The 21,133-nt window shown below is 66.3% G+C and carries 26 protein-coding genes and 2 tRNA genes; 7 read left to right on the top strand and 21 right to left on the bottom strand.

Annotation, left to right across the window (positions count from 1 at the left end):
• Positions 1-3: 3 nt before the first annotated feature.
• Genes EI982_RS16925 through EI982_RS17005 form a run of 17 tightly spaced genes read right to left on the bottom strand, consistent with a single transcriptional unit; the run spans position 4 to position 8,966 of the window.
• A complete protein-coding gene (locus tag EI982_RS16925; RefSeq protein WP_157690805.1) occupies positions 4-396 on the bottom strand; it encodes a 30S ribosomal protein S8 in 393 nt (130 codons plus the stop codon).
• A 2-nt stretch (positions 397-398) separates the two neighbouring features.
• Complete coding sequence (locus EI982_RS16930) at positions 399-599, bottom strand: 30S ribosomal protein S14 (RefSeq protein WP_157690806.1); 201 nt, start codon at positions 597-599, stop codon at positions 399-401.
• Positions 596-1,123, bottom strand: coding sequence for a 50S ribosomal protein L5 (locus EI982_RS16935; protein ID WP_157690807.1), 528 nt, complete (start codon positions 1,121-1,123; stop codon positions 596-598). Before EI982_RS16935 ends, EI982_RS16930 begins: the two co-directional genes overlap by 4 nt.
• Positions 1,120-1,878: a 30S ribosomal protein S4e gene (locus tag EI982_RS16940; protein ID WP_157690808.1), complete on the bottom strand. Its 759-nt coding sequence runs from the start codon at positions 1,876-1,878 to the stop codon at positions 1,120-1,122. Before EI982_RS16940 ends, EI982_RS16935 begins: the two co-directional genes overlap by 4 nt.
• Positions 1,875-2,231, bottom strand: a complete 357-nt coding sequence (gene rplX / locus EI982_RS16945; protein WP_157690809.1) for a 50S ribosomal protein L24 — start codon at positions 2,229-2,231, stop codon at positions 1,875-1,877. Before rplX ends, EI982_RS16940 begins: the two co-directional genes overlap by 4 nt.
• Positions 2,228-2,626, bottom strand: a complete 399-nt coding sequence (locus tag EI982_RS16950; RefSeq protein WP_157690810.1) for a 50S ribosomal protein L14 — start codon at positions 2,624-2,626, stop codon at positions 2,228-2,230. Before EI982_RS16950 ends, rplX begins: the two co-directional genes overlap by 4 nt.
• A complete protein-coding gene (locus EI982_RS16955) occupies positions 2,626-2,952 on the bottom strand; it encodes a 30S ribosomal protein S17 (protein WP_157690811.1) in 327 nt (108 codons plus the stop codon). The genes EI982_RS16950 and EI982_RS16955 overlap by 1 nt, the downstream gene beginning before the upstream one ends.
• Positions 2,943-3,329 carry a ribonuclease P protein component 1 gene (locus EI982_RS16960; RefSeq protein ID WP_157690812.1) on the bottom strand — a complete coding sequence of 129 codons (387 nt, stop codon included), beginning with the start codon at positions 3,327-3,329 and terminating at the stop codon, positions 2,943-2,945. The genes EI982_RS16955 and EI982_RS16960 overlap by 10 nt, the downstream gene beginning before the upstream one ends.
• Positions 3,329-3,535, bottom strand: a complete 207-nt coding sequence (gene rpmC / locus EI982_RS16965) for a 50S ribosomal protein L29 (protein ID WP_157690813.1) — start codon at positions 3,533-3,535, stop codon at positions 3,329-3,331. Before rpmC ends, EI982_RS16960 begins: the two co-directional genes overlap by 1 nt.
• Entirely contained in the window at positions 3,535-4,476 is a 942-nt protein-coding gene (locus EI982_RS16970; RefSeq protein ID WP_157690814.1) for a 30S ribosomal protein S3, read from the bottom strand. Before EI982_RS16970 ends, rpmC begins: the two co-directional genes overlap by 1 nt.
• A complete protein-coding gene (locus tag EI982_RS16975) occupies positions 4,476-4,937 on the bottom strand; it encodes a 50S ribosomal protein L22 (RefSeq protein ID WP_157690815.1) in 462 nt (153 codons plus the stop codon). The genes EI982_RS16970 and EI982_RS16975 overlap by 1 nt, the downstream gene beginning before the upstream one ends.
• Positions 4,938-4,940: 3 nt before the next feature.
• Positions 4,941-5,363, bottom strand: a complete 423-nt coding sequence (locus EI982_RS16980; RefSeq protein ID WP_157690816.1) for a 30S ribosomal protein S19 — start codon at positions 5,361-5,363, stop codon at positions 4,941-4,943.
• Positions 5,363-6,085, bottom strand: a complete 723-nt coding sequence (locus tag EI982_RS16985; RefSeq protein WP_157690817.1) for a 50S ribosomal protein L2 — start codon at positions 6,083-6,085, stop codon at positions 5,363-5,365. Before EI982_RS16985 ends, EI982_RS16980 begins: the two co-directional genes overlap by 1 nt.
• A gap of 1 nt (position 6,086) precedes the next feature.
• Positions 6,087-6,341, bottom strand: coding sequence for a 50S ribosomal protein L23 (locus tag EI982_RS16990; protein WP_157690818.1), 255 nt, complete (start codon positions 6,339-6,341; stop codon positions 6,087-6,089).
• Positions 6,338-7,084, bottom strand: coding sequence for a 50S ribosomal protein L4 (gene rpl4p / locus EI982_RS16995; RefSeq protein ID WP_157690819.1), 747 nt, complete (start codon positions 7,082-7,084; stop codon positions 6,338-6,340). Before rpl4p ends, EI982_RS16990 begins: the two co-directional genes overlap by 4 nt.
• A gap of 3 nt (positions 7,085-7,087) precedes the next feature.
• A complete protein-coding gene (locus tag EI982_RS17000) occupies positions 7,088-8,104 on the bottom strand; it encodes a 50S ribosomal protein L3 (RefSeq protein WP_157690820.1) in 1,017 nt (338 codons plus the stop codon).
• Between the two features lie 4 nt (positions 8,105-8,108).
• Complete coding sequence (locus EI982_RS17005) at positions 8,109-8,966, bottom strand: putative RNA uridine N3 methyltransferase (protein ID WP_157690821.1); 858 nt, start codon at positions 8,964-8,966, stop codon at positions 8,109-8,111.
• A gap of 219 nt (positions 8,967-9,185) precedes the next feature.
• On the opposite strand from EI982_RS17005, the gene EI982_RS17010 reads away from it, so the two are divergent.
• From EI982_RS17010 to EI982_RS17035, 7 genes are all read left to right on the top strand, one after another.
• Positions 9,186-9,256: transfer RNA gene (locus EI982_RS17010), tRNA-Gly, on the top strand.
• Positions 9,257-9,641: 385 nt separating this feature from the next.
• Complete coding sequence (locus tag EI982_RS17015; RefSeq protein WP_157690822.1) at positions 9,642-10,190, top strand: hypothetical protein; 549 nt, start codon at positions 9,642-9,644, stop codon at positions 10,188-10,190.
• A 78-nt stretch (positions 10,191-10,268) separates the two neighbouring features.
• Positions 10,269-10,820, top strand: coding sequence for a PAS domain-containing protein (locus EI982_RS17020; RefSeq protein WP_157690823.1), 552 nt, complete (start codon positions 10,269-10,271; stop codon positions 10,818-10,820).
• Between the two features lie 130 nt (positions 10,821-10,950).
• A tRNA-Glu gene (locus EI982_RS17025) sits at positions 10,951-11,025 on the top strand.
• 267 nt (positions 11,026-11,292) lie between these two features.
• Positions 11,293-11,415, top strand: coding sequence for a hypothetical protein (locus tag EI982_RS18965; RefSeq protein ID WP_255594979.1), 123 nt, complete (start codon positions 11,293-11,295; stop codon positions 11,413-11,415).
• On the top strand, positions 11,412-12,632 hold the full coding sequence (locus EI982_RS17030; RefSeq protein ID WP_157690824.1) for an RNA-guided endonuclease InsQ/TnpB family protein: 1,221 nt from the start codon (positions 11,412-11,414) through the stop codon (positions 12,630-12,632). Before EI982_RS18965 ends, EI982_RS17030 begins: the two co-directional genes overlap by 4 nt.
• A gap of 209 nt (positions 12,633-12,841) precedes the next feature.
• The gene (locus tag EI982_RS17035; RefSeq protein ID WP_157690825.1) at positions 12,842-13,399 is read left to right on the top strand and encodes a DUF7344 domain-containing protein; all 558 of its coding nucleotides are present in this window, start codon (positions 12,842-12,844) and stop codon (positions 13,397-13,399) included.
• Here the strand turns inward: EI982_RS17035 and EI982_RS17040 are convergent.
• The 4 genes from EI982_RS17040 to EI982_RS17055 are packed head-to-tail and all read right to left on the bottom strand — an operon-like array spanning position 13,396 to position 21,033.
• A complete protein-coding gene (locus EI982_RS17040; protein ID WP_157690826.1) occupies positions 13,396-15,408 on the bottom strand; it encodes a SpoVR family protein in 2,013 nt (670 codons plus the stop codon). The two genes, EI982_RS17035 and EI982_RS17040, sit on opposite strands and share 4 nt — an antisense overlap.
• Positions 15,405-16,727: a YeaH/YhbH family protein gene (locus EI982_RS17045; RefSeq protein ID WP_157690827.1), complete on the bottom strand. Its 1,323-nt coding sequence runs from the start codon at positions 16,725-16,727 to the stop codon at positions 15,405-15,407. Before EI982_RS17045 ends, EI982_RS17040 begins: the two co-directional genes overlap by 4 nt.
• A complete protein-coding gene (locus EI982_RS17050; RefSeq protein ID WP_157690828.1) occupies positions 16,718-18,970 on the bottom strand; it encodes a PrkA family serine protein kinase in 2,253 nt (750 codons plus the stop codon). Before EI982_RS17050 ends, EI982_RS17045 begins: the two co-directional genes overlap by 10 nt.
• Complete coding sequence (locus EI982_RS17055) at positions 18,967-21,033, bottom strand: PrkA family serine protein kinase (protein WP_157690829.1); 2,067 nt, start codon at positions 21,031-21,033, stop codon at positions 18,967-18,969. The genes EI982_RS17050 and EI982_RS17055 overlap by 4 nt, the downstream gene beginning before the upstream one ends.
• Between the last annotated feature and the right edge of the window lie 100 nt (positions 21,034-21,133).

Raw genomic sequence — 21,133 nt, forward strand, 5'->3', positions numbered from 1 at the left:
GGTTTAGTAGACGTATGCGATCACCTGGCCACCGATACCCTGTTCGCGGGCCTCGTAGTGGCTCATGACGCCGTGACTCGTCGTGACGACGAGTGCCCCGTAGTCGCGGGCCGGGAGATACCGCTTCTCCCACTTTTCGAACTCGTCCGCACCCGCGGAGTAGCGGGGCTTGACGACGCCACAGTGGTTGATCGCGCCTTTCAGTTCGATCTCGAAGCGACCGGATTTGCCGTCGTCGACGAACTCGAATCCGTCGATGTACCCGCGGTCGTAGAAGACCTCGAGTACGGAGCCGATCACGTTCGAGGCGGGCTGTACCGTGTGGGACAGATGTCCCACGCTCTCGGCGTTGTCGAGCCCCGAGAGCGCGTTCGAGAGGGGATCGTTCCCTGCCATTGTTATCGATACTTCTTGAATCCCATATCTCGGGCGACCTCGCGGAAGCACTGCCGGCAGAGGAAGATGTCGTACTTGCCGACGAGTCCCTGCTTGCGCCCGCACCGACGACACTGGTGGCGGTCGTCGGTGCGCGGCGTGGCGTGCTCTCCGGTCACGTCGCGCCCGTCCTGGGTTCCTGATTCACTTTCGCTTTCGCTCATTCCGTTACCTCCACGTCGAATGTGGCTTCGACGAAGTCGACCGCGTCCGATGCGTCGAGTCGGTGGTTCGACGGGATCGACCGGGACATCTTGTCGCGCTTCGCGACGCGGTACCCCGGACGGACCATGTTGACCGTCACGTCGAGCCCGTAGATGCCGACGTTCGGGTCGTACTCCTGGCTCGGGAACGCCGTGTGTTCCTCGACGCCGAAGCTGACGTTGCCCGTATCGTCGAACTGCGAGGCCGAGAGATCGACCAGCGGCAGCGCCGTCTCGAGGAAGTCGACCGCGCTCTCGCCGCGAAGGGTGACCTTCGCGCCGATGGGGTCGCCCTCGCGGACGTTGAAGTTCTGGACCGTCCCGCGGGCCGTCGTCCGGACGCTCTGCTGTCCGGTGACGTCCTCGAGGATGTCCTCGGCGTCCGCGAGTTCGCGACCGCCCTCGCCGACGCCCATGTGGACGACGACCTTCTCGATCCGCGGTTCGCGCATCTCGTGGAAGTCCGCCGTGTCGCTCTCGCTCATTCGTCGTCACCTCCGTCGGACTCCGTCCGATTTGCTGCCGACTCGTCGTCGGCATCTCCGGTGAAGTTCTCGTCGATCACGACGACGTAGTCCTCGATCGTCTCGAAGCCCTCGCCGTCGTCCTGGCTGACGGTGACGGCGTTGTCGCCGCTGCCCGGCGTGACGGTGATCGTGTCGATCTCGCCGATCTCGCCGGCGTGGCTGCCGGCGACGGCCGTCACCAGGGCGCCCTCCTCGTAGACGAAGTGGGCGACGATCTCCTTGGTCTCGTTGTCGACGACCAGGGAGTCACCGGTGGCGTACTCGCCGGCCTCGTCGGCCGGGACGCGCACGTTCGTTCCGTCGTGCAGGGTGAACTGGAAGTCGCCGCCAGTCACCTGCGTCTTGCGGACGACCTTGCCGAGGCGGCTACCGGCCGCGTCGGCGTCGATGGGGGTCAGCGCCAGCCGACCGCCCTCGTCCGGGAACACGCGGTAGAACTCCTCGCGTTCCGTGAACGCCAGGATGTCGAACATCCCGATCGGGCGTTCGACGTCGGAGACGGCGTCCCCGTTGACGAGGACGCTCCCCTGGTTCAGCGCGTAGTTGGCTTCCTTGCGCGAGTCGACGTAGCCGAGCACGTCCCGCAGGACGATCAGCAGGGGAACCCCCGCCTCGCCGTGCGGACCGGCACCGGCCTTGACCGTCCAGGTCGCGGTCTTCCGCTCGACCGGCCAGGACTTCGGAACCGAGAGTCGTTTCTGATGTCGCGTCATTCGCTATCCTCCTCTAGGCGCGCCTGCCGGCGCTCGTCTTCCAGGTCCAGTTCCGTCACGCGGAGGTTGCTCGCGTCCAGGGGCCGAGGCACTTCCTCGCCGTCGGCCTTCTCGACGGTGACGTCCTCGACGTGAACGACCTCGTCGCTCAGATCCACCGCGATCACTTCGGCTTCCGTGCCGGCGTGGTCGCCGCGGAGCACCTCGACGGTGTCGCCCGCGTTGACGCGGACGCTCCGCTGGTCGTACTCCTCGCGGAGGTCCGCGGCCAGCGTGGAGCGAACCTGATCGTGACGCTCGTGCAGGGGCGCGTTTCGCTTCCGTGTGCGCTCTTTGTGTGGCTGTCGAGTCATACGATCATCGTCGCTGTCGATGCGATGCTCCCGAAGCGTTCGGCGACTTCGCGTGCGACGGGACCCTTGATCTCGGTCCCGCGAGGCTCCTCCATGTCGTCGATGACGACGGCGGCGTTGTCCTCGAACTTTACGCGCGTGCCGCTGGGGCGCCGGATGGGCTTGCGCTGGCGGACGACGACCGCCTCCAGCACCTGCCGACGCATCTCCGGCGTGCCCTTGGTGACCGAGACGGTCACCTTGTCGCCGATGCCCGCTTTGGGGTGTCGATTCTTGGTTCCGGAGTAGCCCGCGACGCTGATGATCTTCAGCTCGCGCGCCCCCGTGTTGTCCGCACAGTTGACGAGCGACCCCTTGGCGAGGCCACGCGTGACGTCGGCCTTCAGCGCCTCCATCACTCGTCACCTCCCAGTCGCTCGACGACCACGTGTGATTTGGTCTTCGAGAGGGGTCGCGTCTCCGCGATGCGGACCCGGTCGCCTTCCGCGAGGCCCAGACACGGGGGTGCGTGGGCCGGAATGCGACTCCGGCGTTTCATGTATCGGTCGTACTTGGGAACGCGAACGTCGTATTCGCGTTCCACGACGACCGTCTTTTCCATCGCTGTGGAGGCGACCGTGCCCTCCAGCGTCTGTCCGCGGACGGCAAGCGAGCCGTGGAACGGACAGTTCTGGTCGGAGCAAGGCTCCTCCGGTTCGGTTACGTTCAGTCCTATCGCCATGTGGATACACCTGCCTTCTCGGTTCGCAAGGCGGGTCGTGAGAGCAGTCGTGCGCCATCCACCGTAACGTAGGCCACGTCCTCGCAACCGTCCGACTGACCGGTTCGACCGGCAGTTTCCGACGGAAGTTCGGGCGCGGTCCCCGACGTCTTCTCGGCGTCGGCGGCTTCATCTGTGCGCTGGGGGAGGGCGAATTCGAAGGTCGTCCCCCGTTTGGGGACGCGCCGCACCCGATCCCCCTCGATCACGAGCGTCCGCATCGTCTCGTCGACGACGCGGCCGACGATCCCGACGCTGTCGGGGTTCGTCGACTCGACGACCCGCGTCCGCAGGCCGACGAGTTCGTGTCGTGTGAGGGTCTCGGGTGTGAGTGGCATTATTCGAGGTCGCCTTCTTCGCGCTGGATCGTCTTGATCTGCGCGATCGTCTTCTTCAGTTCGCCGACTCGCGAAGGGTTGTCGGGCATCCCGCCGGCCGCCTGCACCGCCTTCGCGTTCAGCAGTTCCGTCTCGAGATCCTCGAGTTCCGCCTCGCGTTCCGCCGGCGTCATGTCGCGGATCTCATCGACGTGCAGGATCGCCATTATGCGTCCTCCTCCTCGTCGACGTCTTCCATCTCCTCGACGAGGTCCGCCGCCTCGTCCATCGTCTCCTCGTCGACGTCCTCGTCGACGGTGTCGGTGTCGTCGGACTCGGCCGCGTCGGCGTCGGCGGACGCCTCGTCGTCCTCGTCCTCACTCGGCAGTTCCTCCTCGACGACTTCCTCGACGATCTCCTCGTCGAGGCCCTCGTCGAGGTCGTCGGGCGTCTCGGTCGGTACCTCGACGTCCTCGTCCTCGCCGACGTCGGGGACCTCCTCGGGCTCTTCCTCGAGGAGTTCCTCGACGCCGCCGCCGGTCTCCGCGGCCTGCTCGACCGGTTCGACGTCGGCGTCCTCGGCGATCTCGAAGTCGTCGGGGAGCTCGGCGCCCGGCGGGATGATCTTCACCGTCACGCCGATGGTCCCGAGTTTCATCACGGCGACGCCCTGGCCCTCGTCCACGATGGACTCGGCGGGCTCGCCGTTGTGCTTGATGTAGCCGCGGTTGAACTTCTCGACGCGCGAGCGGGCGCCGGTGACCTTCCCGGAGAGGACGATCTCGGCGCCCAGGGCACCGGCTTCCATGATCCGGTCGATGGTCGTGTGACCCGCCTTGCGGAAGTACCAGCCACGCTCGAGGGCGTTGGCCAGGCGGTCCGCGACGATGCGGGCGTTGAGGTCCGGCTCGTCGACCTCCTGGACGTCGATCTGGGGGTCGTCGAGGTCGAACCGTTCCTCGAGTTCGGTGGTCACCTTGCGGATGTTCTTCCCACCCTTGCCGATGACCATGCCGGGCTTCTCGGCCTTGAGGACGATCTGGGTCCCCATCGGGGTCTTGGCGACGTCCATGCCGCCGTAGCCCGCGCGGCCGAGTTCGTCCGCGAAGAACTCGTCGATCTGGGAGCGCTGCAGCCCGTTCTCGATGAACTGGTGTTCGTCAGCCATCAGTCCTCGACCTCCTCGATGATCAGTTCGACGTCACAGAGCGTGGTGTTCCAGGGGTCCGCACGACCGAACGCGCGGGGCTTGCGACCCTGCCGTTCGCCGACCTTGTGGGCGGCGACGTGCTTGATCGTCATCGACTCGCCGTCGAATCCCTGCTCGTCCGCGTTGTTGCTCGCGTTCGTGAGCAGTTTCTGGAAGTCCTTGCTGGCCTTCTCGGGGTAGCGACCGGCGTCCCAGCCGTCGATGTCGCTCCGGTGACCGACACCGGTGTTGTGCTGTTTGAACGGAACCGACCGCTCCTCGTCGATGACGGCCTGGAGGTACTCCTGGGCGTCGGCGACGGTCATCCCCTTGATCTGGCGGGCGATGGCCTTGCTGTGCTTGATGCTGATGGGCCGCTCTCGGAGCATCGCCTTGGCGGTCGTCTCCGGGTCGGCCTCGACGCTGTAGTTGATTCCCATGTGTTACTTGAGTGGCACGAACTTCGAGGACCGGGTCGCGCCGATACCGGCCTGCCCGTGCTCGACCGACGTCCGGGTGAGCTGGAACTCGCCGAGGTAATGCCCGATCATCTCGGGTTCGACCGCGACGCGCTGGAACGCCTGGCCGTTGTACACCTCGAAGGTCAGCCCGACCATCTCGGGGACGATCGGCATGTCCCGTCGGTGGGTCCGAATCGGGTCGTTGGCCGTCTCCTCCTCGCCGGCCTCGCGGGCGCTGTCGAGGAGCTTCTGGTGTTCGAGCGACAGGCCTCGGGTGATGGTTCGCCGCTGTCGAGCGGGGAGCAGTTCCGCGACCTCGTCGAGCGACATGGACTGCAGCTCGTCGAGCGTGTGACCGCGGTAGGTGAACTCACCCTCGCGGCCGGTTCGGTAATCGGAACTCATTATTTGTTACCTCCGCGTCCGGTTCGCTTCGAGGCGATGTCGCCCACCTTCCGTCCCGGCGGCGCGTTCCGCGAGACGGACTTGGGCTTCCCGGGATGCTGGCGGCCGCCGCCACCGAACGGGTGGTCGACGGCGTTCATCGCGACCCCGCGAACGCGCGGCCACTTCGTGCCGCGCGATTTCATCTTGTGGTGTTTGTTGCCGGCCTTGACGAACGGCTTCTCCGTCCGCCCACCGCCCGCGACCACGCCGACCGTGGCGCGACACTGCGGGTTGAGGCGCTTGACCTGGCCGCTCGGTAGCTTCACGACCGCGACGCGCTTGTCGTGGGTCATGAGCTGGGCGCTCGTCCCGGAGGCTCGGGCGAACTTGCCGCCGTCGCCCGGGCTGCTCTCGACGTTACAGACCGGGACGCCCTCGGGGATCTCCGCCAGCGGGAGCGTGTTCCCGGGCTTGATCTCCGCGGAGACGCCGACCTGGATCGTCTCGCCGACCGTCACACCCTCGGGGGCGAGGACGAGCCGTCGGTCCCCGTCCTCGAACTCGACGGCCGCGATCGGCGCCGAGCGGGCCGGGTCGTGTTCGATGTCGACGATCTCTCCCGAGATCGTGTCGCGCTCTTCGTCCTTCTTGTGTTCGAGATCGGCCTTGTAGCGGTGGCTGGGGGCACGGAACGTCGGCCCACCGCGACCACGCCGCTGGCCTTGAATGCGTCGTCCCATCTTAGAACACCCCGATTCGCGAGGCGATTTCCTGCGCGTCGTCGTCCTCGGAGAGGGAGACGACGGCCTTCTTCTCGCCCTGTGCGGTGATCTGCGTGTTCACCTTCGTGATCGTCACTTCGTAGCGGGACTCGATCGCCTCGGCGACCTCGCCTTTCGTCGCGTCGATGTCGACGATGAACTGGAGCTTGTTGTCGAAGTCCATCTTGTCCATCGCCTTCTCGGTCACCAGCGGGTGCTTGATGACCGAGCTCATCGGTCCGCCACCTCCGCGACGGCGCTCTCGGTCCAGAGCGTGAGGCGACCGGCGTCCGTCCCCGGCGCTAGGTCCTCGGCGTTGACTTCCCGAGCGGTCGTCACGTCCGCGCCGGCGAGGTTCCGGGCCGCCTTCGACGGCTCCTCGCTCGTCACGAACAGGACCGACTTCGGCTCGCGGTACTTGCGCCCGCGGGCCTTGCCCTGTCCGGCCTTGACCGATCGGCCGTCGTCGGCGCGTTCGACGTCGGCGTGGACGCCGAGCGTCTCCAGCAGGTCGACGACATCGCGGGTCTTGACCAGATCCTCGAAGTCGTCGCTGACGACCAGCGGGAGCGAGAGGTCCGTGTCGAACTCGTGGCCGCGCTCGGCCACGCGCTCGGCGTCGGCCGTCGCGGCGATGGCCGAACGGACCGCCAGTTTTCGCTCCTTGTCGTTGATTCCTTTCCCCTGATCCTTCTCGGCTTTCGGCGGGTGCGCCTTGCGCCCGCCGACCGTCTGGGGCACGCGGGCGCCCTGCCCGTTCTCTCGGGGCACGTGGGCCATCCCGCGGCCGCTCCCGAAGGACTCCGCCGGGGTTCGCAGCCCGGCGTAGGGGTCGGCACCGTACGCCTGTTTTCGGTTCGCCTGTGCGGCCAGGACGGCACGCTTGATGAGGTCCGGCCGGTAGGCCGTCTCGAAGACCTCGGGGAGGTCCACCGTGCCCGCATCCTCGCCGCTCAGATCGCGTACTGTTGCTTGCATATGTTATCCCTGGTTGGATGCGGTCGAAACGTACCGCACCTCGGGGTCGAGGCGCGGCTGGTCGTTCGGTCGGACGGCCGGACGGAAGCGCAGGAGGCGCTGGTCCGGCCCCGGCAGCGAGCCCTTCACGAGCGCGTACGGCCCGTCGACCTCGCCGTAGTTGACGAAGCCGCCGTCGACGGACGGCTCGTCGCCGTCACCCATGTCGATCAGGCGCTTGTTGAGTTCCGTCCGCTGGTGGTACCCCGTCTGTCCCTGCTGGGGCACCGTCGAGCGCACGCGGGACGGGTTCCACGGACCGAGGTTGCCGATCCGTCGGCGCCATCCCTGGCGGGCGTGTTTGCCCTTCCGCTTCTGGACGCCCCAGCGCTTGACCGGGCCCTGGGTACCCTTCCCCTTCGTGATGCCGCTCGCGTCCATGAACTCGCCGGCGCGGAACACGTCGGACATGTCGTGTTCGCCGCCGTCCTCGAGCAGTTCGAGCCCGAAGTCGAGGCGTTCGTGGACCGAGCCGCCGCCGACGCGCGTCTCCATCACGTCGGGCTTTTTCTTCGGGACGTTCGCCAGTTCGCTCGGCACCGTGTGCGTGATCATCCGGAGGTCGTCGACCGCACCGCTCTCGACGGCCTCGCGGAGCGCGTCGGCGTCCGCCTCGAAGCTGTCTTCGGCCGGCAGGTCGAGCGTGCGGTCGAGTTCCGGGTGGAACTCGTCGGTCCACACTTCGGTTGTCGGCTTCAGTCCGTACGACGTGTCTTCGTAGGCTCGCAGGGCGACTGCCCGCATCGGTGGCGTCTCGACGACGGTCACCGGGACCGACTCTTCCATCCCCTCGCGGGGGGAGTTGGCCTCGTCGTTGACCATGACGACGTGGGTCATGCCGGCCTTGTAGCCGGCGAAGCCCTGCAGCGCGGGGGCGCCGTCGTCGTCGGGCCACGAGCGAATACGCGGGACTTCACTGGTCGCGCGCTTGCGCGGACCGAATCCCATCGAGCCTTTTCGTGGTCTGCTTGGTTGTGGCATGGATTTACTCCGTGAGTGTCAGGGGCGCGAGCGACGCGAACATCGCCTCCTCGGTTCGCACCGTCTCGCTCCCCTGCCGCGGAATCGTATTCAGCCAGAGGTCGAACCCCGGTCCGGGTTCGACGTCCGTGTCGCCGGCGGCGGACTCCGCCGCACCGGCGACGTCCTCGACCGATACGTCGAGGATGCTCGGAAGCCCTCGCCCGGGCGCGCCGAAGGCGACGGTCATGTCGCCCCGGCGCCCGGCCATGTCGGCCAATCGGTCGACCGACAGCGCCGTCCCGTGGCGGGACGTCGCGATGCGAAGTCCCGCGTCGGGACGGGCCAGCGCTTCCGACAGGTCCGCGCGCCGAACCGCGAACCCCGGCGGGGGTTCGTCGACGATTCGGGCGCGGACCGGTTCTCTCGAAGAGATCCTGATGGCGACGCGCTCTCCTTCGCTCGCCTCCATCCCGTCAGGGAGGAGGAGGGAGATCGGGTGTTGCAGTGCGCAATTGACCCGAACGCGGCCGTCAGGTCCGACCTCGGTCACGATTCCTTCTTGCAACGACCCCGGACGGTCAGGTCCGGAGCCGGTCCGTGACGAGACGCGGAGGGGCGGCAACACGCCGGCGTACTCCAGTTCGTCCCGACGCCCCCACGCCTCCTTTCGGAGGTACGGGGGCGTGGCGGCGTACCGAAGCACGACCTCGACGAACCCGCTTCCCCATCGGCGCTCGCCGTCCCCGTCGGGGAAGACGACCAGCCGATCCGCCCGGAACACCGTCGCCGCACGGGCGACGTAACCGAGTTTGCGAGTTGCCTCGCGTTTGTCCTCGGCTTCCCGGACGAGGGAAGACGGCACGAGCACGCTGAGCGTCATGCCGGGCCTTTCCGCGTCACGTCACTAGACTGTGCAGTTCGTACCGCATCCTCCGGTAAAAGGGTAGCGAAAGCTCGAGCGGGCTGTGACGGCGTCACACGCCCCGAAACGGCGATTCGTGGCACCCTCTCACGTGCGGACGATCACCACGCCCGCCCTCGGTTGGGCGCGATTTCGGAACCCTTAATAATCCGTCCCCGGTTCGTACAAATGCGAAGGGCGCTGGTAGTGTAGTGGTATCACGTGACCTTGCCATGGTCACAACCTGGGTTCAAATCCCAGCCAGCGCATTTTCGGACTCCAACGAAACGACGAGCGAAGCGAGTCGTTTCCGCAGTCCGAAAACTCCTCCTGCGGATTCGAATCAGGGAGTGGAGCGAGCGTCGCGAGCGAAACGACCGTGGTTCAAATCCCAGCCAGCGCATTTCCGTCGACGCCGACCGGTGAGCGTCTCGGGATGGCGAACGCCGTCGCCGTGAGCCAGCCAGCCGCGTTGCGAGGCGAAAGCGTCTCCTGCGGATTTGAGGTAGAGAACCGCGAGCATAGCGAGCGGTTCGGGGAGTTCGAACCCCCCCAGCGAACCTCCGTGGGTGCGGGGGAACGACGACCTCTCGGCCCCGCCGCCGGCTCCGACGGTGACGAACGCTTATACCGATCACTCCACGAACGGGGGGCATGGATCGGCGTGCGTTTCTCGTTGCCGCGGGGGCGGGACTGGCCGGATGTGGATCGACAGGGACGGCGCCCGACACCGGGACGCCGACGGGGACGGCGTCGTCGACGGCGACGGGGACACCGACCGCCACGCCGACGGCGACGCCCACGCGCACGCCGCCGGAGCAGCGCTATCGGCCCCAGTTGCTCGACGTGGCCCTGGTCTCGACGTGGAGCGAACCCGGCGACCTGGCGGCGAACCGGATCGCCCGGCTCCCCCGGGGGCAGCCCGCCGTCGTCGCCTTTCGCTACCGCCTCCGCGTCCCCTCGGGGACGATCAACCTCAAGGAGGGCGTCGACGTCCTCGCGGACGACGACCTGGTCGTCCGTCGCAACCGGGACATGGACCGGACGGTCGACACGGCGGGACTCTACACCTGGGAGGACGCGATGACCTTCGAGACGGACGACTGGCCGGCCGGCCGCCTGACCGCGTCGGTGGCCATCGGCGAACTCCAGTTACACCGGACGTCCGATCCCCGCACCGCGACGTTCGACCTCGTCGCGTGACGCGGACGGGACCACCGCTGGGCCTTTTTTGCCGGTGGCGCCTACCAACGGCGATGGAACAGTCGGTCGTGATCGACGATGAGTGACGGCGCGGACCGGGCGTCCACGGTCGGCGGGGACGAGCGGTTCGAGCAGGTGCTCGACCGGATACTCGACGGGGTGTTCGCCCTCGACACCGAGTGGCGGTTCACGTATCTGAACGAGTGGGCCCGCGAACTCGTCCACGACGCCGTCGGCGAGGCGGACGCGGCCGAAGAACTCGTTGGACGGACCCTCTGGGAGGTGTTTCCGGACGCCCGCGGCACGACCTTCGAGGAGCGATACCGGAAGGCGATGCGGACGGGCGAGTCCGTCACCTTCGACGAGTATTACGCCCCGCTCGACGTCTGGTTCGAGGTCCGCGCGTACCCCTCGGCGACGGGACTCACGGTCTGCTTTCGCGACGTCACGGAGCGTCGCCGCCGCCGCGAGGAACTCGAGTTCCGCGAGACGGCCCTCCGGGAGATGTACGACGTCGTCGCCGACCGGGAGTCGTCGTTCGAGGCGCGGGTGGACGACCTCCTGCGGATCGGTCAGCGGGTCTTCGGAACCGACTACGCCACCCTCTCGCGCGTGCAGACTCGTCGTTAGCGTAGCTCGGTGAACCAAATTCGTCTCGCCGACGGAAAAGGAGGGATTTATCAATCGTGCATCCGTCGAATTAGTCGCAGGCAAGATGCCACCCGGCGCGTGGTCGGGTCGGGCGTTGAGTATAAACGAAGCTCGGTTGGTGTAGTCCGGCCAATCATGTTGGCCTTTCGAGCCGACGACCAGGGTTCGAATCCCTGACCGAGCATGATTCTGAACGAAGTGAGTGACGACGCACGCGCAGGAACGGAATTTGAACCACGCGAGAGTGCGATAGCGAGTCTCGCAATCGGGTTCGGATCCCCCACCGAGCATTACCTGAATTGAGGCGCTAAGGCCCCTTCCTCAACGAGCGACCGAAGGGAGCGAGTAGGGAGGGGATACAGCGCCGCACGGCTCTCAAACACGTTCGTCGCTCGGCCCACAGGCCCACACAATCGCAACGATTTAGTACGTTTTTTGCATAACTTATGGTGTGGCAACGCGCAAGACCATCTCTATCCGCGACGACCAAGAGGAGTGGATTCAGGAGAACCACCTGAGTCTGTCCTCGTTCGTCCAAGAGAAACTTGACGAACTCATCGAAGAACGCTCGTGAACTACAACTACAGGTATCGACTCCGACCGTCCGACGCTCTCGAAGAGCAGTTATCGTGGACTGTCGATACCTGTAGACAGGTCTACAACCACTTCCTTCACCGACTCAACCGAACCGACGATACTTCGGCATACAGCGAGCAAAAACTCTTGCCAAGTCTCAAGAAGTGGTGGAACGACCTGAAACAAGTTCACTCAAAGGTCCTTCAGAAAGTCGTGCAACGGCTGTACGACAACCTCTCGACGCTTCGCGGTCGCAAAGAGAACGGCTACCGCGTCGGGACGCTCAAGTGGAAAGCGCCGGGCGAGTACCGCAGTTTCACCTACAGTCAATCCGGCTTCAAGCTCAAGAACACGAGCGGTCGGACAAAACTGTGGCTCTCGAAACTCGGAGAAATCCCGCTCACCTTCCACCGCGACCTCCCCGACGGCGCCGAGATTAAGACCGTCACCGTCAAGCAAGAACCGACCGGAAAGTGGCACGCTATCCTCGGCGTCGAAACCCCGGACGACCCGCCTGCGAAACCGGAGAATCCCGAGAAGTGCGTCGGTATCGACGTGGGGATTCTCAAGTACGCCCACGACACAGACGGAACCGCCGTTGAATCACTTGACCTCTCAGACGAGCGTGAACGGTTGGAACGCGCACAGCGCGGCCTCTCGCGGAAGGAACACGGTTCCTCGAATTGGGAGCAACAGCGCCGTGTCGTGGCTGAACGCCACGCCGAATTGAAGAACAAGCGCCGCGACTTCTTGCACAAACTCTCGACCTACTACGCCCGAGAGTACGACCTCGTGGCGGTTGAGGACTTGGACGCGAAGGGGTTGGTCGAACTGCCGGGCAACTCTCGAAACCGCGCAGGAGCGGCGTGGGGGACGTTCCTTCGGATGCTCGAATACAAGTGCGAACGCGAGGGAACGCACTTCGTCGCCGTGAATCCACGCGGAACGACGAAAGAGTGCGCGTCCTGCGGCGTTTCGACCGAGAAACCGCTGTGGGTGCGCGAACACTCCTGTCCTGCCTGCGGGTTTGAGGCAGATAGAGATGCGAACGCGGCGTGGAACATTCTTTCTCGCGGCAGGAAGCGGTTAGGAGCGGGGCGCTCCGAATCAACGCCTGTGGAGACTGCGCTCCCTGTGGATACGTCCGTATCTGCAAAGCGCGTCGTGGAAACAGGAAGCCCCTCCCTCAAGCGCGAGCCGTCAGGCGAGCGGTAGGGTGGGGTAGTTCACTGCGAGCGAACGTACGTGCGCCCGGTTCCGCATGGACGCCGACGAGCGTCGGCGAGCGCGTCGTCCGGGGACCGGACCGATCGCCACGGGGAGTGAATTTATCAATCAACCGGTACAGTATACGGTACGCGACCGCCACGGTGCGTTCGGTCGGAATCCTGTGCCGGAGCGACCGCCGCTGGGTCGGACCACTCATGTCCATACAGAAGCCCCAACGCCGCGAACGCCGACGTCCCGATCGGCTGTCGAGAGACACCGTCTTCTCGATCCTGAGCAACCAGCGACGGCGGCACGTGCTCCGCTATCTCGACCGGAACCGGGGATCGGCGTCGCTCCGTGACCTCGCCGAGCGGATCGCCGCGTGGGAGAACGACGTGCCGGTGTCCGAGGTCGACTACAAACAGCGCAAGCGCGTCTACACGTCGCTCCACCAGACCCACCTGCCGAAACTCGACGAGGCCGGGATCGTCGAGTACGACCGGAACCGGGGGACGATCACTCTCGCCGACCGGGCCGCCGACCTGGAGCCATATCTGGCGACCCCGGACGAGCGGGACGTCCCGTGGTGGGCGTGCTATCTCGGCCTCTCGGCGCTCGCCGCCTGCCTCGTCGCGGCGGCGTGGCTCGGCGTCGTGTCGGGGCTGACCGCCGCGGGTCTGATCGTGGCCCTCTTTGCCGTCGTCGCCGGCGCCAACGCGTATCTCGCGCGCCGTGACCGGATCGACGGGGACGCGGTGGCGGACGCCGACTAGTTCAGCCAGTCGTCGGGTTTCGTGTCGTAGTCGATGTCGTTGGCGGCGATGCGCTCCTCGAGGTCCGGGTCGAGGTCGTGGGTCTCGAACCGCTCCCCGTCGTATCGGATGCGCTTGCCCACCTCCGTCGGCGTCGGTTCGCGGTTGCGCCGCCGGGCGATCTCGAGTTCGTGCTCGTCGTACCGCTTGACGATGGTCATCAGGTTCACCGGCCGTCCCCACAGTTCGTAGGTGCGTTCGAGCACGCGCTTTGCCTGTTCGACGTCGAGGTCGATGCCGTTGTACCGGTGGCCGAGGAGCAGTTCGTTGCGGTTGTCGAAGTTGCCGTCGTAGACGGCGACGGTCGGTTTCCCGAAGTTGGTGAACTGCAGGAGGAGTTTCTTTTTCACGTCCTCGGGATCGTCCGAGGCGACGCGGAAGTCGTCGGTCGCCCGCGAGTACTCGTAGGTGAAGTAGTCGTTCTCGGCCACGAACTCCTCGGAGAGGAACGCGTCGATGAAGGTCACGTCGTTGTGGCTCTCCCGGAGTTCGCGCATCCGCCGCCAGCCTGCCTCGTAATCGACGTCGTCGAGGGCCGCCTCGACGTCGTCGTACTTCGCGTCGTCGAACATGTACCGCGCCAGCCGTTCGAGTTCCGACCGCCGAATCCGGCCGAGGAACCCCCTGTTCTGCGGTTTCGACAGCGAGAAGTGACGCTCGGCCAGCCCCGCGGTCGTGAGCACCTTCCAGGGGTATCGCTCCACGTCGACTTCGCCCGCTCGTGCCCGTTCCAGGGCCTCGGCGTCGATCCGCGGATCGTCGGGATCGAGGTCGGCGAGCGAGTCGGCCGTGATCGAGGCGACGGCCGGGTCCGGCGCCAGCAGCGATTCGACCGCTTCGAAGTCGATCACGTCGTGGAAGTTCCGCCAGGTGATCCCCTCGACGCGGAGGAGGTGATCGACCACCTCGCGGCGGTTGGTCACGTTCTCGACGAACTCCCAGAGTTCCTTCCCGAGTTTGTAGGGGTTGAGTCCGGGCGCCCCGAGGACGCGGGCCATGTGGTCGGCGTAGGTGACGAACTCGTCGTCGGCGGCGAAGCCCTCGTCGCTCATCATCAGCGACTCCCAGAAGCTGGCCCACCCCTCGTTGAGCACCTTCGTCATCTTCTGGCCGGCGAAGTAGTACGCCTCCGTCCGGAGGATGTCGAGGACGTCCGTCTGCCAGGGTTCGAACGGCTCGGCCTTGCCCGACTCCTCGTCGAACCGCTGGCCGTGTTCGAGGAGGTAGGCGAGCACGTCCGTGTGGGGGTCTTCGAGTCGGGCGTCCGTCCGTTCGGACTCGGCCAGGTCGTCCAGCCACTCCTCGTCGAAGGCGTGGCGGCGCACGTCCTCGGAGACGTCGAGGTCGTCGAGGCGCTCCCTGAGATCGGGCGGGGCGTCGCTCTCGCGGCGCTCGTCGGCGCGCGCGAACGCGCGGTGTTGGTCGATGGTGTCCTCCAGACAGAGGACCGCGTCGATGAACCGCTCGACCTCGTCGCGGTCGATCGCGGGGTCCTCGACGTAGCCGGCGATGGTCTCGGCGTGGCGTTCGAGCATGGCCGCGGCGTCGGGATCGGCGTGCTCGTCGTCCCGGTCCTGGCCGTCGCCGAACAGCCCGAACCACTCGTTGTTCGCGAAGAAGTCGGCGTGAGCCTCGACGTGCGTGATGACCGCCTTCTGGTCGGCCAGCGAGTTCGACTCCTGCAGGAAGGCGTGAGCGGGATTGTCGTTGTTGACGATCTCGAAGGCCTTCCCCATGCCGAACTGGTCTTGCTTGCGCTGGCGGTCGTAGGCCATCCCCCACCGCCAGTGGGGGTAACGTCGCTGGAACCCGCCGTAGGCGATGAGTTCGTTCATCTCGTCGTGGTCGACGATCCAGTAGTTGACCGGATACGGATCGAGGCCGAGTTTCCGCGCCAGCGCCGCGGCTTCCTCGACCGGTTCCGCGAGTCGGCTCGCCTCCCGTCGTGCGTCGATGCGGTCGTCTCTCATTGGTCCTCCGAGCTCAGGATCTCGTAGATGGCGTCGGTCACGTCCGCCGCGTCGGCGACGTACGTGACGACGACGCCGTCGTGGTCCTCGAACGCGCGTTCGACCTCCTCGGCGTGGGTAGCGTTGATCGCCGTCCCGCCCGGCTGGGTCTCGACGTACGCGTGCAGGTTCGCCGGAATCCCCTCCATCAGGGGGACGACGTTCTCCCGGGTGTCGTTGCTGGAGTTCTCCGAGTCGCCGGCGGCGAAGACGTAGCGGTTCCACTCCGCCCAGGGGTACCGCTCCTCTAAGATCTCCGCGGCGAGTTCGTACGCCGAGGAGATGCGGGTTCCCCCGCCCGACCGGATGCCGAAGAAGTCCCCTCGGTCCACTTCCCACGCCTCCGCGTCGTGGGCGATGTAGACGAACTCCGCGCGGTCGTACTTGCCGGTGAGATACCAGTCCAGCGGCGTGAACGTCCGCTCGACGAGTTCGCGTTTCCCCTCGCGCATGCTCCCCGACACGTCGCGGATGTTCACCACGACCACGTTCTTCTCCGTCTGCTCGATCACCTCGGGGTGGCGGTAGCGCTCGTCCTCGCGGCGGAAGGGCACCTCCCGGAGCCCCTCACGACGGATGCGTTCGAGGGTCGTGGTCCGCTCGACGTTCTCGGCCATCTCCTCGAAACTCTCCCATCGCCCGCGCTCGTCGTCGGGGATCGAGTCCCACCGGTCCCCGATCCAGGCCCGCGAGACGAGGACGTTCTCCTCGCGACACCACCGGAACACCTCGTCGGGGGTGGCCCCGTCGACGCGCATGGCCTCGCGGACGAACTCCTCGTCGAAGTCCATCGCCAGCTTTCGCTTCAACCCCCGCTTGAACAGGCGCTCGAAGTCGAGCGTGCTGTTCGGCCCCGCGCGGGTGAGTTCGGTGAAGTCGCCCTCGACTTCCTCGATCACTTCCTTGCCCTTCGGCTCCAGGTCGAGGCCGAGCTCCTCGTCGAGTTCTTGGGCGAACTCCTCGGGGTCCATCTCGTAGTACTCGTGGTCGGCGCCCTCCTCGCCGGGGTCGCCGTCCTCGTCGCCCTCGCCGTCAGCGTCGTCCGGCGTCGGTCCCTCGACCGGCTGGCCGACGTCGGGCGTGCCGTCCTGCCCCTGCCCGACACCGCCGCGGTCCCGGGGATCGTAGGCGAACTCCGGCAGGTCGACCACCTTGATCGGCACCCGGATGCTCTCCGGGCCGCTCCCCCCCAGGTCGCCGTAGCGGATGAACTCCTCTAGGTCCTCCCGGCGCCGTTCGCCGACCTCGCGGAACCGTTCGAGGTCCTCCCTCAGTCCCATCGGTAGCCCACCTCCCGCATCACCTTCCGCCCCGTCAGCTCCGCCGAGGCGGCCGAGTAGCCGTGATCCTGCAGGTGAGTCAGGGTGCGCTCCTTGAGCCGCTCGGTCTCGGTGCCCGACGGCGGGTCCGTCCACTGCGCGGGATCGAAGTCGTCGAACAGCCGCTTCACGTCGCTCCAGTCGTGGGCGTCGAGCACCGCCCGGATGACCGGGATGTCGGCCACGTCGACGTTCTCGATGGCGAAGTCCTCGTCCCGGTTCTCCCAGGCGTAGCGGTTGATCGCCGTGATGACCTTCTCGCGACGGAACTCCTCGACCCGGTCGGCCGGTCGGTCGCCGTCGTACGCGCTCGCGCCGAACCGCCCCAGATGCTCGGTCTCGAACACCTTCATCAACAGGGGGTCGGGATCGACGGGGCCGCGTTCGGTCTCGACCTGCTCGTCGTTCGCCCAGGCGAAGACGTGTTCGACGTACTCCGCGACCGTCTCCTCGTCGACGGCCTTGTCGGCGAGCAGCGCGTCGAGGACGTCCGCCTCCTGTCGGTCGAAGACGTAGCTTTTGACGACCGCGAGACGGTTCTCGTACTCGGCGGCCTCGGCCCGCGAGAAGACCGGCGCGTCGTTCAGTCCCTCGGCCATCGCGTCCAGGATGTCGTCGGGCATGACGACCCGCTCGACCGGCAGGTCCGGATGGTGTCGGTCGGCGTCGGTCTGGAGCAGGTCCGCGATCACGTCGCGGGTGTAGGTGACGGGAACCCCGTGGCTCCCGTCGTCGCCGTCGAAGTCGTACTCGTCGGCCTCGATCCGCTCGTCGTCCTCCCGGAGGTAGCCCTGATCGAAGAGCAGGGCCTTCTCGACGAGCGTCCGGTTCCCGGGGATGTCCTCGCCGTCCAACCGGGTGACGACGCTGTACAGCGCGGCCGCCTCGACGGCGTGCGGGGCGAGTTCGCGCTCGACGACGCCGTCGTCGTCGCGGGTCGACAGCGTCAGGCCCTCGCGGACCCGCGATTCGAGGTCGGCGTACCCCTCCGCCTCCCAGACGGCCGTCTCCGCCGTCAGCTCTCGGCGGATCAACTCGGCCTCCAGCGAGAGGTTGGTGAGGTAGCCGAACTCGTGTTTGTCGAGGCGCCGCTTCAGCGCCTTGAGCGGGTCACGGCCGTTCCGGTCGGCGTACTGATCGAGTTCGACGTCGAGGTCGGGGTTCGAGATGATGAGCAGCTGTGTGTCGATGTCCATCCCGATTCCCTTGTCGAGTTTCACCCGTCCCTCGTCGGGGACGTTCAGGAGCTTCCGCAGCAGGTCGGCGTGCTGGGAGGCGTCCTCGACGACCGTCAGCAGGCCGTTGCCCTGCGAGAGGACGCCGTCGTAGGAGAACGCCTGCGGGTTCTTCCGCCCCCGGGAGTCGAGTTCGCGGAGCATCCCGGGCATCCACGAACCGACCAGTCGCTCCTTGGGCGAGCCGTCGTCCTCGGAGTGGAGGACGCCGATGCCCCGCCCCACGTCGACGACGTAGTTTTTGACCCGGAGGTGTCGCGGGTCGGTGATCGAGGAGAACAGGTTGGTGCCGCCCGCCCGCCGGTAGCGCTCCTCCAGGTGGTCGTAGGCCTCCCGGCAGAAGGGATCGAGGTCGGTCTCGATCCGGATCGGGATGTGACTCCCCGCGTTCAGGTCGTCGAGTATCGACGCCCGCACCCCGGGGGGAAACACCGAGAGCGGGTGGGACTGGACGGGGCTCTCGTACCAGTCGTCCTCGCGGTCGACCCCGTCGCCGTAGCTGAGGCCTCGCTCCTCGCTACCGCTGGCGACGTTCCACTCGACGGTGTACCGGCGCCCGGCCTCGGTCTTCGAGTACTCCCGGAGGCCGTTGATGAGACACCGCTTGAGTTCCGACTTGCCGGTCGCGGTCGGCCCGTCGAACCAGATGATCTTCTCGCGTTTCCCTCGGTCCGCGGCGATGGTCCGGAGGTCGTCGACGAAGCCGTTCAACACCTCGGTGTTGCCGAGGACGGCGTGTTCCCCGTCGTTGGCGGGGTCGTCGAAGAAGCGGTAGCGCTCCCGCCGTTTCCCCTCCTCGATGACCGTCCGGGTACCCATCGATTCGATGGCTTCGAGCAGGTACTTCGGGGCGTGGGAGGCGATGGAGGGCCGCTCCATCGCCGTCTCCACGTACGCCTCGAGGCTCATCGGCTCCTCGTAGGCGCCGGAGAGCGCCTCGTCGCCCGCGCGGATGTACTCGCCCGTCATCCTTCCAGTTCGCTCTTTGCGACCTCCGCACCGGCGAACTCCAGGACCTCGGTGGCGCCCTCGCGGGAGTATCCCTGTTCGATGAGCGCGTCGACCCACGCGCTCCGCTCGTCGTCGTCGAGTTCGTTCGCCGATACGAGCGCCGAGAAGTTGATGTTGTGTTTCTTGTCCTCCCAGAGCTTTCGCTCCAGGGCGCGCCGCAGGCGGTCGTTGTCCTGCGGGTCGAACCCCTCGCCCTCGCGGGCGCGACGACTCACCCAGTTGGACACTTCCTGTCGGAAGTCGTCCTTGCGGTCGCTGGGGATGTCCAACTTCTCCTCGACGGATCGCAGGAACGTCTCGTCGGGTTCCTGCTCGCGCCCGGTCAACTCGTCGGTCACCGTGGCGTCGTCGATGTAGGCCATGACGTGGTCCATGTACTTCTCGCCCTGCCGCCGGATCTCGTCCACGTCGTAGGCGAGCGCGTGGCGCACGTCCTCGATGGCCCGCTCCTTGTACTCCTCGCGGACGAGTTCGAGGTAGCGGTGGTACCGGTCGACGTTCTCCTCGGGGATCGAGCCGTGGTTCTCGAGGTTGCGCTCGAAGTGGGTGAACACCGAGAGCGGCGAGAGGTAACCCCGGCCGCGGTGGGTGGCATCCATGATGGCCTCGGCGATCTCGTCGCCGATGAACCGCGCGGAGACGCCGTCCATGCCCTCGGCGATGTCGGCCTTTCGCTCACCCTCCTCCCGGAGTTTCTTGACGTCGACGTCGTCGGCCTCGTCGATCTCGCCGTTGTACGCCTTGGCCTTCTGGACGAGCGTGACGTTCTCGCCGTCGGGTTCGGTGATCCGGGTGAGGACGCCGAACAGCCCCGCCATCTCCATGGCGTGGGGCTCGATGTGCATGTCGGGCACGTCGGCGTTCCGGAGCATCTTCCGGTAGATCTCGGCCTCCTCGCTGTACTCCAACACGTACGGGAAGTCGATGCGCTTGGTGCGGTCGTTGAACGCCTCCATCTTCTCGTCGCCCTTCTTGTCCCGGTACTCGGGCATGTTGGTGCGGCCGACGATCACCTGGTCGATGTCGATCCGGGGGTTGTTCTTGGGCTTGATCGTCTGCTCCTGGGAGGCATGGAGGAAGTCGTAGAGGAACTCCCGCTGGAGCTTCAGGAGTTCCTCCCCGCTGAACAGCCCGCGGTTGGCGTTACAGAACGCTCCGGAGTAATCGAAGGCCCGGGGGTCGCTCTCGCCGTAGATGGCGATCTTCGAGTAGTTGACGTCCCCCGTCAACTCCGTTTCGTCCTGGTTTTTCTTGTCCTTCGGCTCGAAGGTCTCGACGCACTGGCGTTTGTTCTCGGAGGCGACCAGCCGGACGATCTCGACGTGGTTGTCGAGGACGGCCTTCAGGTCGTCGTCGTAGTGGGCCAGCAGGCGATCCATGTAGAACTCGCTGGCCGGGTCGAGCGACTGCTCGTTCCGGATCGTGTACGGTGCCTCCAGCGCCCCGTTCAGGCGTTCGAGCACCCGATCGCGTTGCTCCTGTGGGAGGAGCACGAGGGGGTCCTGGTTCATCGGCGAGACGACGGTGTCGTCCGCGGGGTCCTGATCGCGGACGATGTCACAGAGGTTGGTCCACCGGAAGGTGTACATCCGGCCGTCGTCGTTCATGGTGTAGTCCTCGAAGTAGCGCCGGACCATCCAGTCGAAGTGGGACTTTCCGGAGCCGACGGGCCCGAGCAACAGTTTGATGCGTTTCTCCGGGCCGAGCCCCCGGGCACCGCTTTTCACCTTGTTGACGAACTCGTGGATCGACTCGTGGACCTCCCGGCCGTAGAAGGTGTTCTCCCCGTCGTGCAACGGGTCCTCCGAGGCCATGAGGTACTCCACCACGCCGGCGTCCTCGTCGTACTCCGTCCCGTAGTAGTCGAACATGTCGGCGACACGCTGGTGGGAGTTACGGGCGATCCGCGGATGGTCGTACACCTCGTCCAGATACCAGTCGAAGCGCTTCGCTTCGCGGAGGTCCGCGGGAACCGATTCCTTGTAGTGCTGGCTGAGGTCTTCGAGGGTTTCCTTCGTCATTGTCTCGTCGTGTCTCGGGCCCGAGGACCGGCGTCACGTCCCCCGACGCGTGTGGTATGGCTACTTCTACCACGCCCCGGTCGCGACCACGGGGTGCGTG

It is taken from the genome of Haloplanus salinarum (assembly GCF_009762275.1).
In the GTDB taxonomy this organism is placed as follows: domain Archaea; phylum Halobacteriota; class Halobacteria; order Halobacteriales; family Haloferacaceae; genus Haloplanus; species Haloplanus salinarum.

Coding starts and splice junctions, on each gene's coding strand:
- EI982_RS16925 (WP_157690805.1), bottom strand. CDS start 396: ATGGCAGGGAACGATCCCCTCTCGAACGCGCTCTCGGGGCTCGACAAC.
- EI982_RS16930 (WP_157690806.1), bottom strand. CDS start 599: ATGAGCGAAAGCGAAAGTGAATCAGGAACCCAGGACGGGCGCGACGTG.
- EI982_RS16935 (WP_157690807.1), bottom strand. CDS start 1,123: ATGAGCGAGAGCGACACGGCGGACTTCCACGAGATGCGCGAACCGCGG.
- EI982_RS16940 (WP_157690808.1), bottom strand. CDS start 1,878: ATGACGCGACATCAGAAACGACTCTCGGTTCCGAAGTCCTGGCCGGTC.
- rplX (WP_157690809.1), bottom strand. CDS start 2,231: ATGACTCGACAGCCACACAAAGAGCGCACACGGAAGCGAAACGCGCCC.
- EI982_RS16950 (WP_157690810.1), bottom strand. CDS start 2,626: ATGGAGGCGCTGAAGGCCGACGTCACGCGTGGCCTCGCCAAGGGGTCG.
- EI982_RS16955 (WP_157690811.1), bottom strand. CDS start 2,952: ATGGCGATAGGACTGAACGTAACCGAACCGGAGGAGCCTTGCTCCGAC.
- EI982_RS16960 (WP_157690812.1), bottom strand. CDS start 3,329: ATGCCACTCACACCCGAGACCCTCACACGACACGAACTCGTCGGCCTG.
- rpmC (WP_157690813.1), bottom strand. CDS start 3,535: ATGGCGATCCTGCACGTCGATGAGATCCGCGACATGACGCCGGCGGAA.
- EI982_RS16970 (WP_157690814.1), bottom strand. CDS start 4,476: ATGGCTGACGAACACCAGTTCATCGAGAACGGGCTGCAGCGCTCCCAG.
- EI982_RS16975 (WP_157690815.1), bottom strand. CDS start 4,937: ATGGGAATCAACTACAGCGTCGAGGCCGACCCGGAGACGACCGCCAAG.
- EI982_RS16980 (WP_157690816.1), bottom strand. CDS start 5,363: ATGAGTTCCGATTACCGAACCGGCCGCGAGGGTGAGTTCACCTACCGC.
- EI982_RS16985 (WP_157690817.1), bottom strand. CDS start 6,085: ATGGGACGACGCATTCAAGGCCAGCGGCGTGGTCGCGGTGGGCCGACG.
- EI982_RS16990 (WP_157690818.1), bottom strand. CDS start 6,341: ATGAGCTCGGTCATCAAGCACCCGCTGGTGACCGAGAAGGCGATGGAC.
- rpl4p (WP_157690819.1), bottom strand. CDS start 7,084: ATGCAAGCAACAGTACGCGATCTGAGCGGCGAGGATGCGGGCACGGTG.
- EI982_RS17000 (WP_157690820.1), bottom strand. CDS start 8,104: ATGCCACAACCAAGCAGACCACGAAAAGGCTCGATGGGATTCGGTCCG.
- EI982_RS17005 (WP_157690821.1), bottom strand. CDS start 8,966: ATGACGCTCAGCGTGCTCGTGCCGTCTTCCCTCGTCCGGGAAGCCGAG.
- EI982_RS17015 (WP_157690822.1), top strand. CDS start 9,642: ATGGATCGGCGTGCGTTTCTCGTTGCCGCGGGGGCGGGACTGGCCGGA.
- EI982_RS17020 (WP_157690823.1), top strand. CDS start 10,269: ATGAGTGACGGCGCGGACCGGGCGTCCACGGTCGGCGGGGACGAGCGG.
- EI982_RS17035 (WP_157690825.1), top strand. CDS start 12,842: ATGTCCATACAGAAGCCCCAACGCCGCGAACGCCGACGTCCCGATCGG.
- EI982_RS17040 (WP_157690826.1), bottom strand. CDS start 15,408: ATGAGAGACGACCGCATCGACGCACGACGGGAGGCGAGCCGACTCGCG.
- EI982_RS17045 (WP_157690827.1), bottom strand. CDS start 16,727: ATGGGACTGAGGGAGGACCTCGAACGGTTCCGCGAGGTCGGCGAACGG.
- EI982_RS17050 (WP_157690828.1), bottom strand. CDS start 18,970: ATGACGGGCGAGTACATCCGCGCGGGCGACGAGGCGCTCTCCGGCGCC.
- EI982_RS17055 (WP_157690829.1), bottom strand. CDS start 21,033: ATGACGAAGGAAACCCTCGAAGACCTCAGCCAGCACTACAAGGAATCG.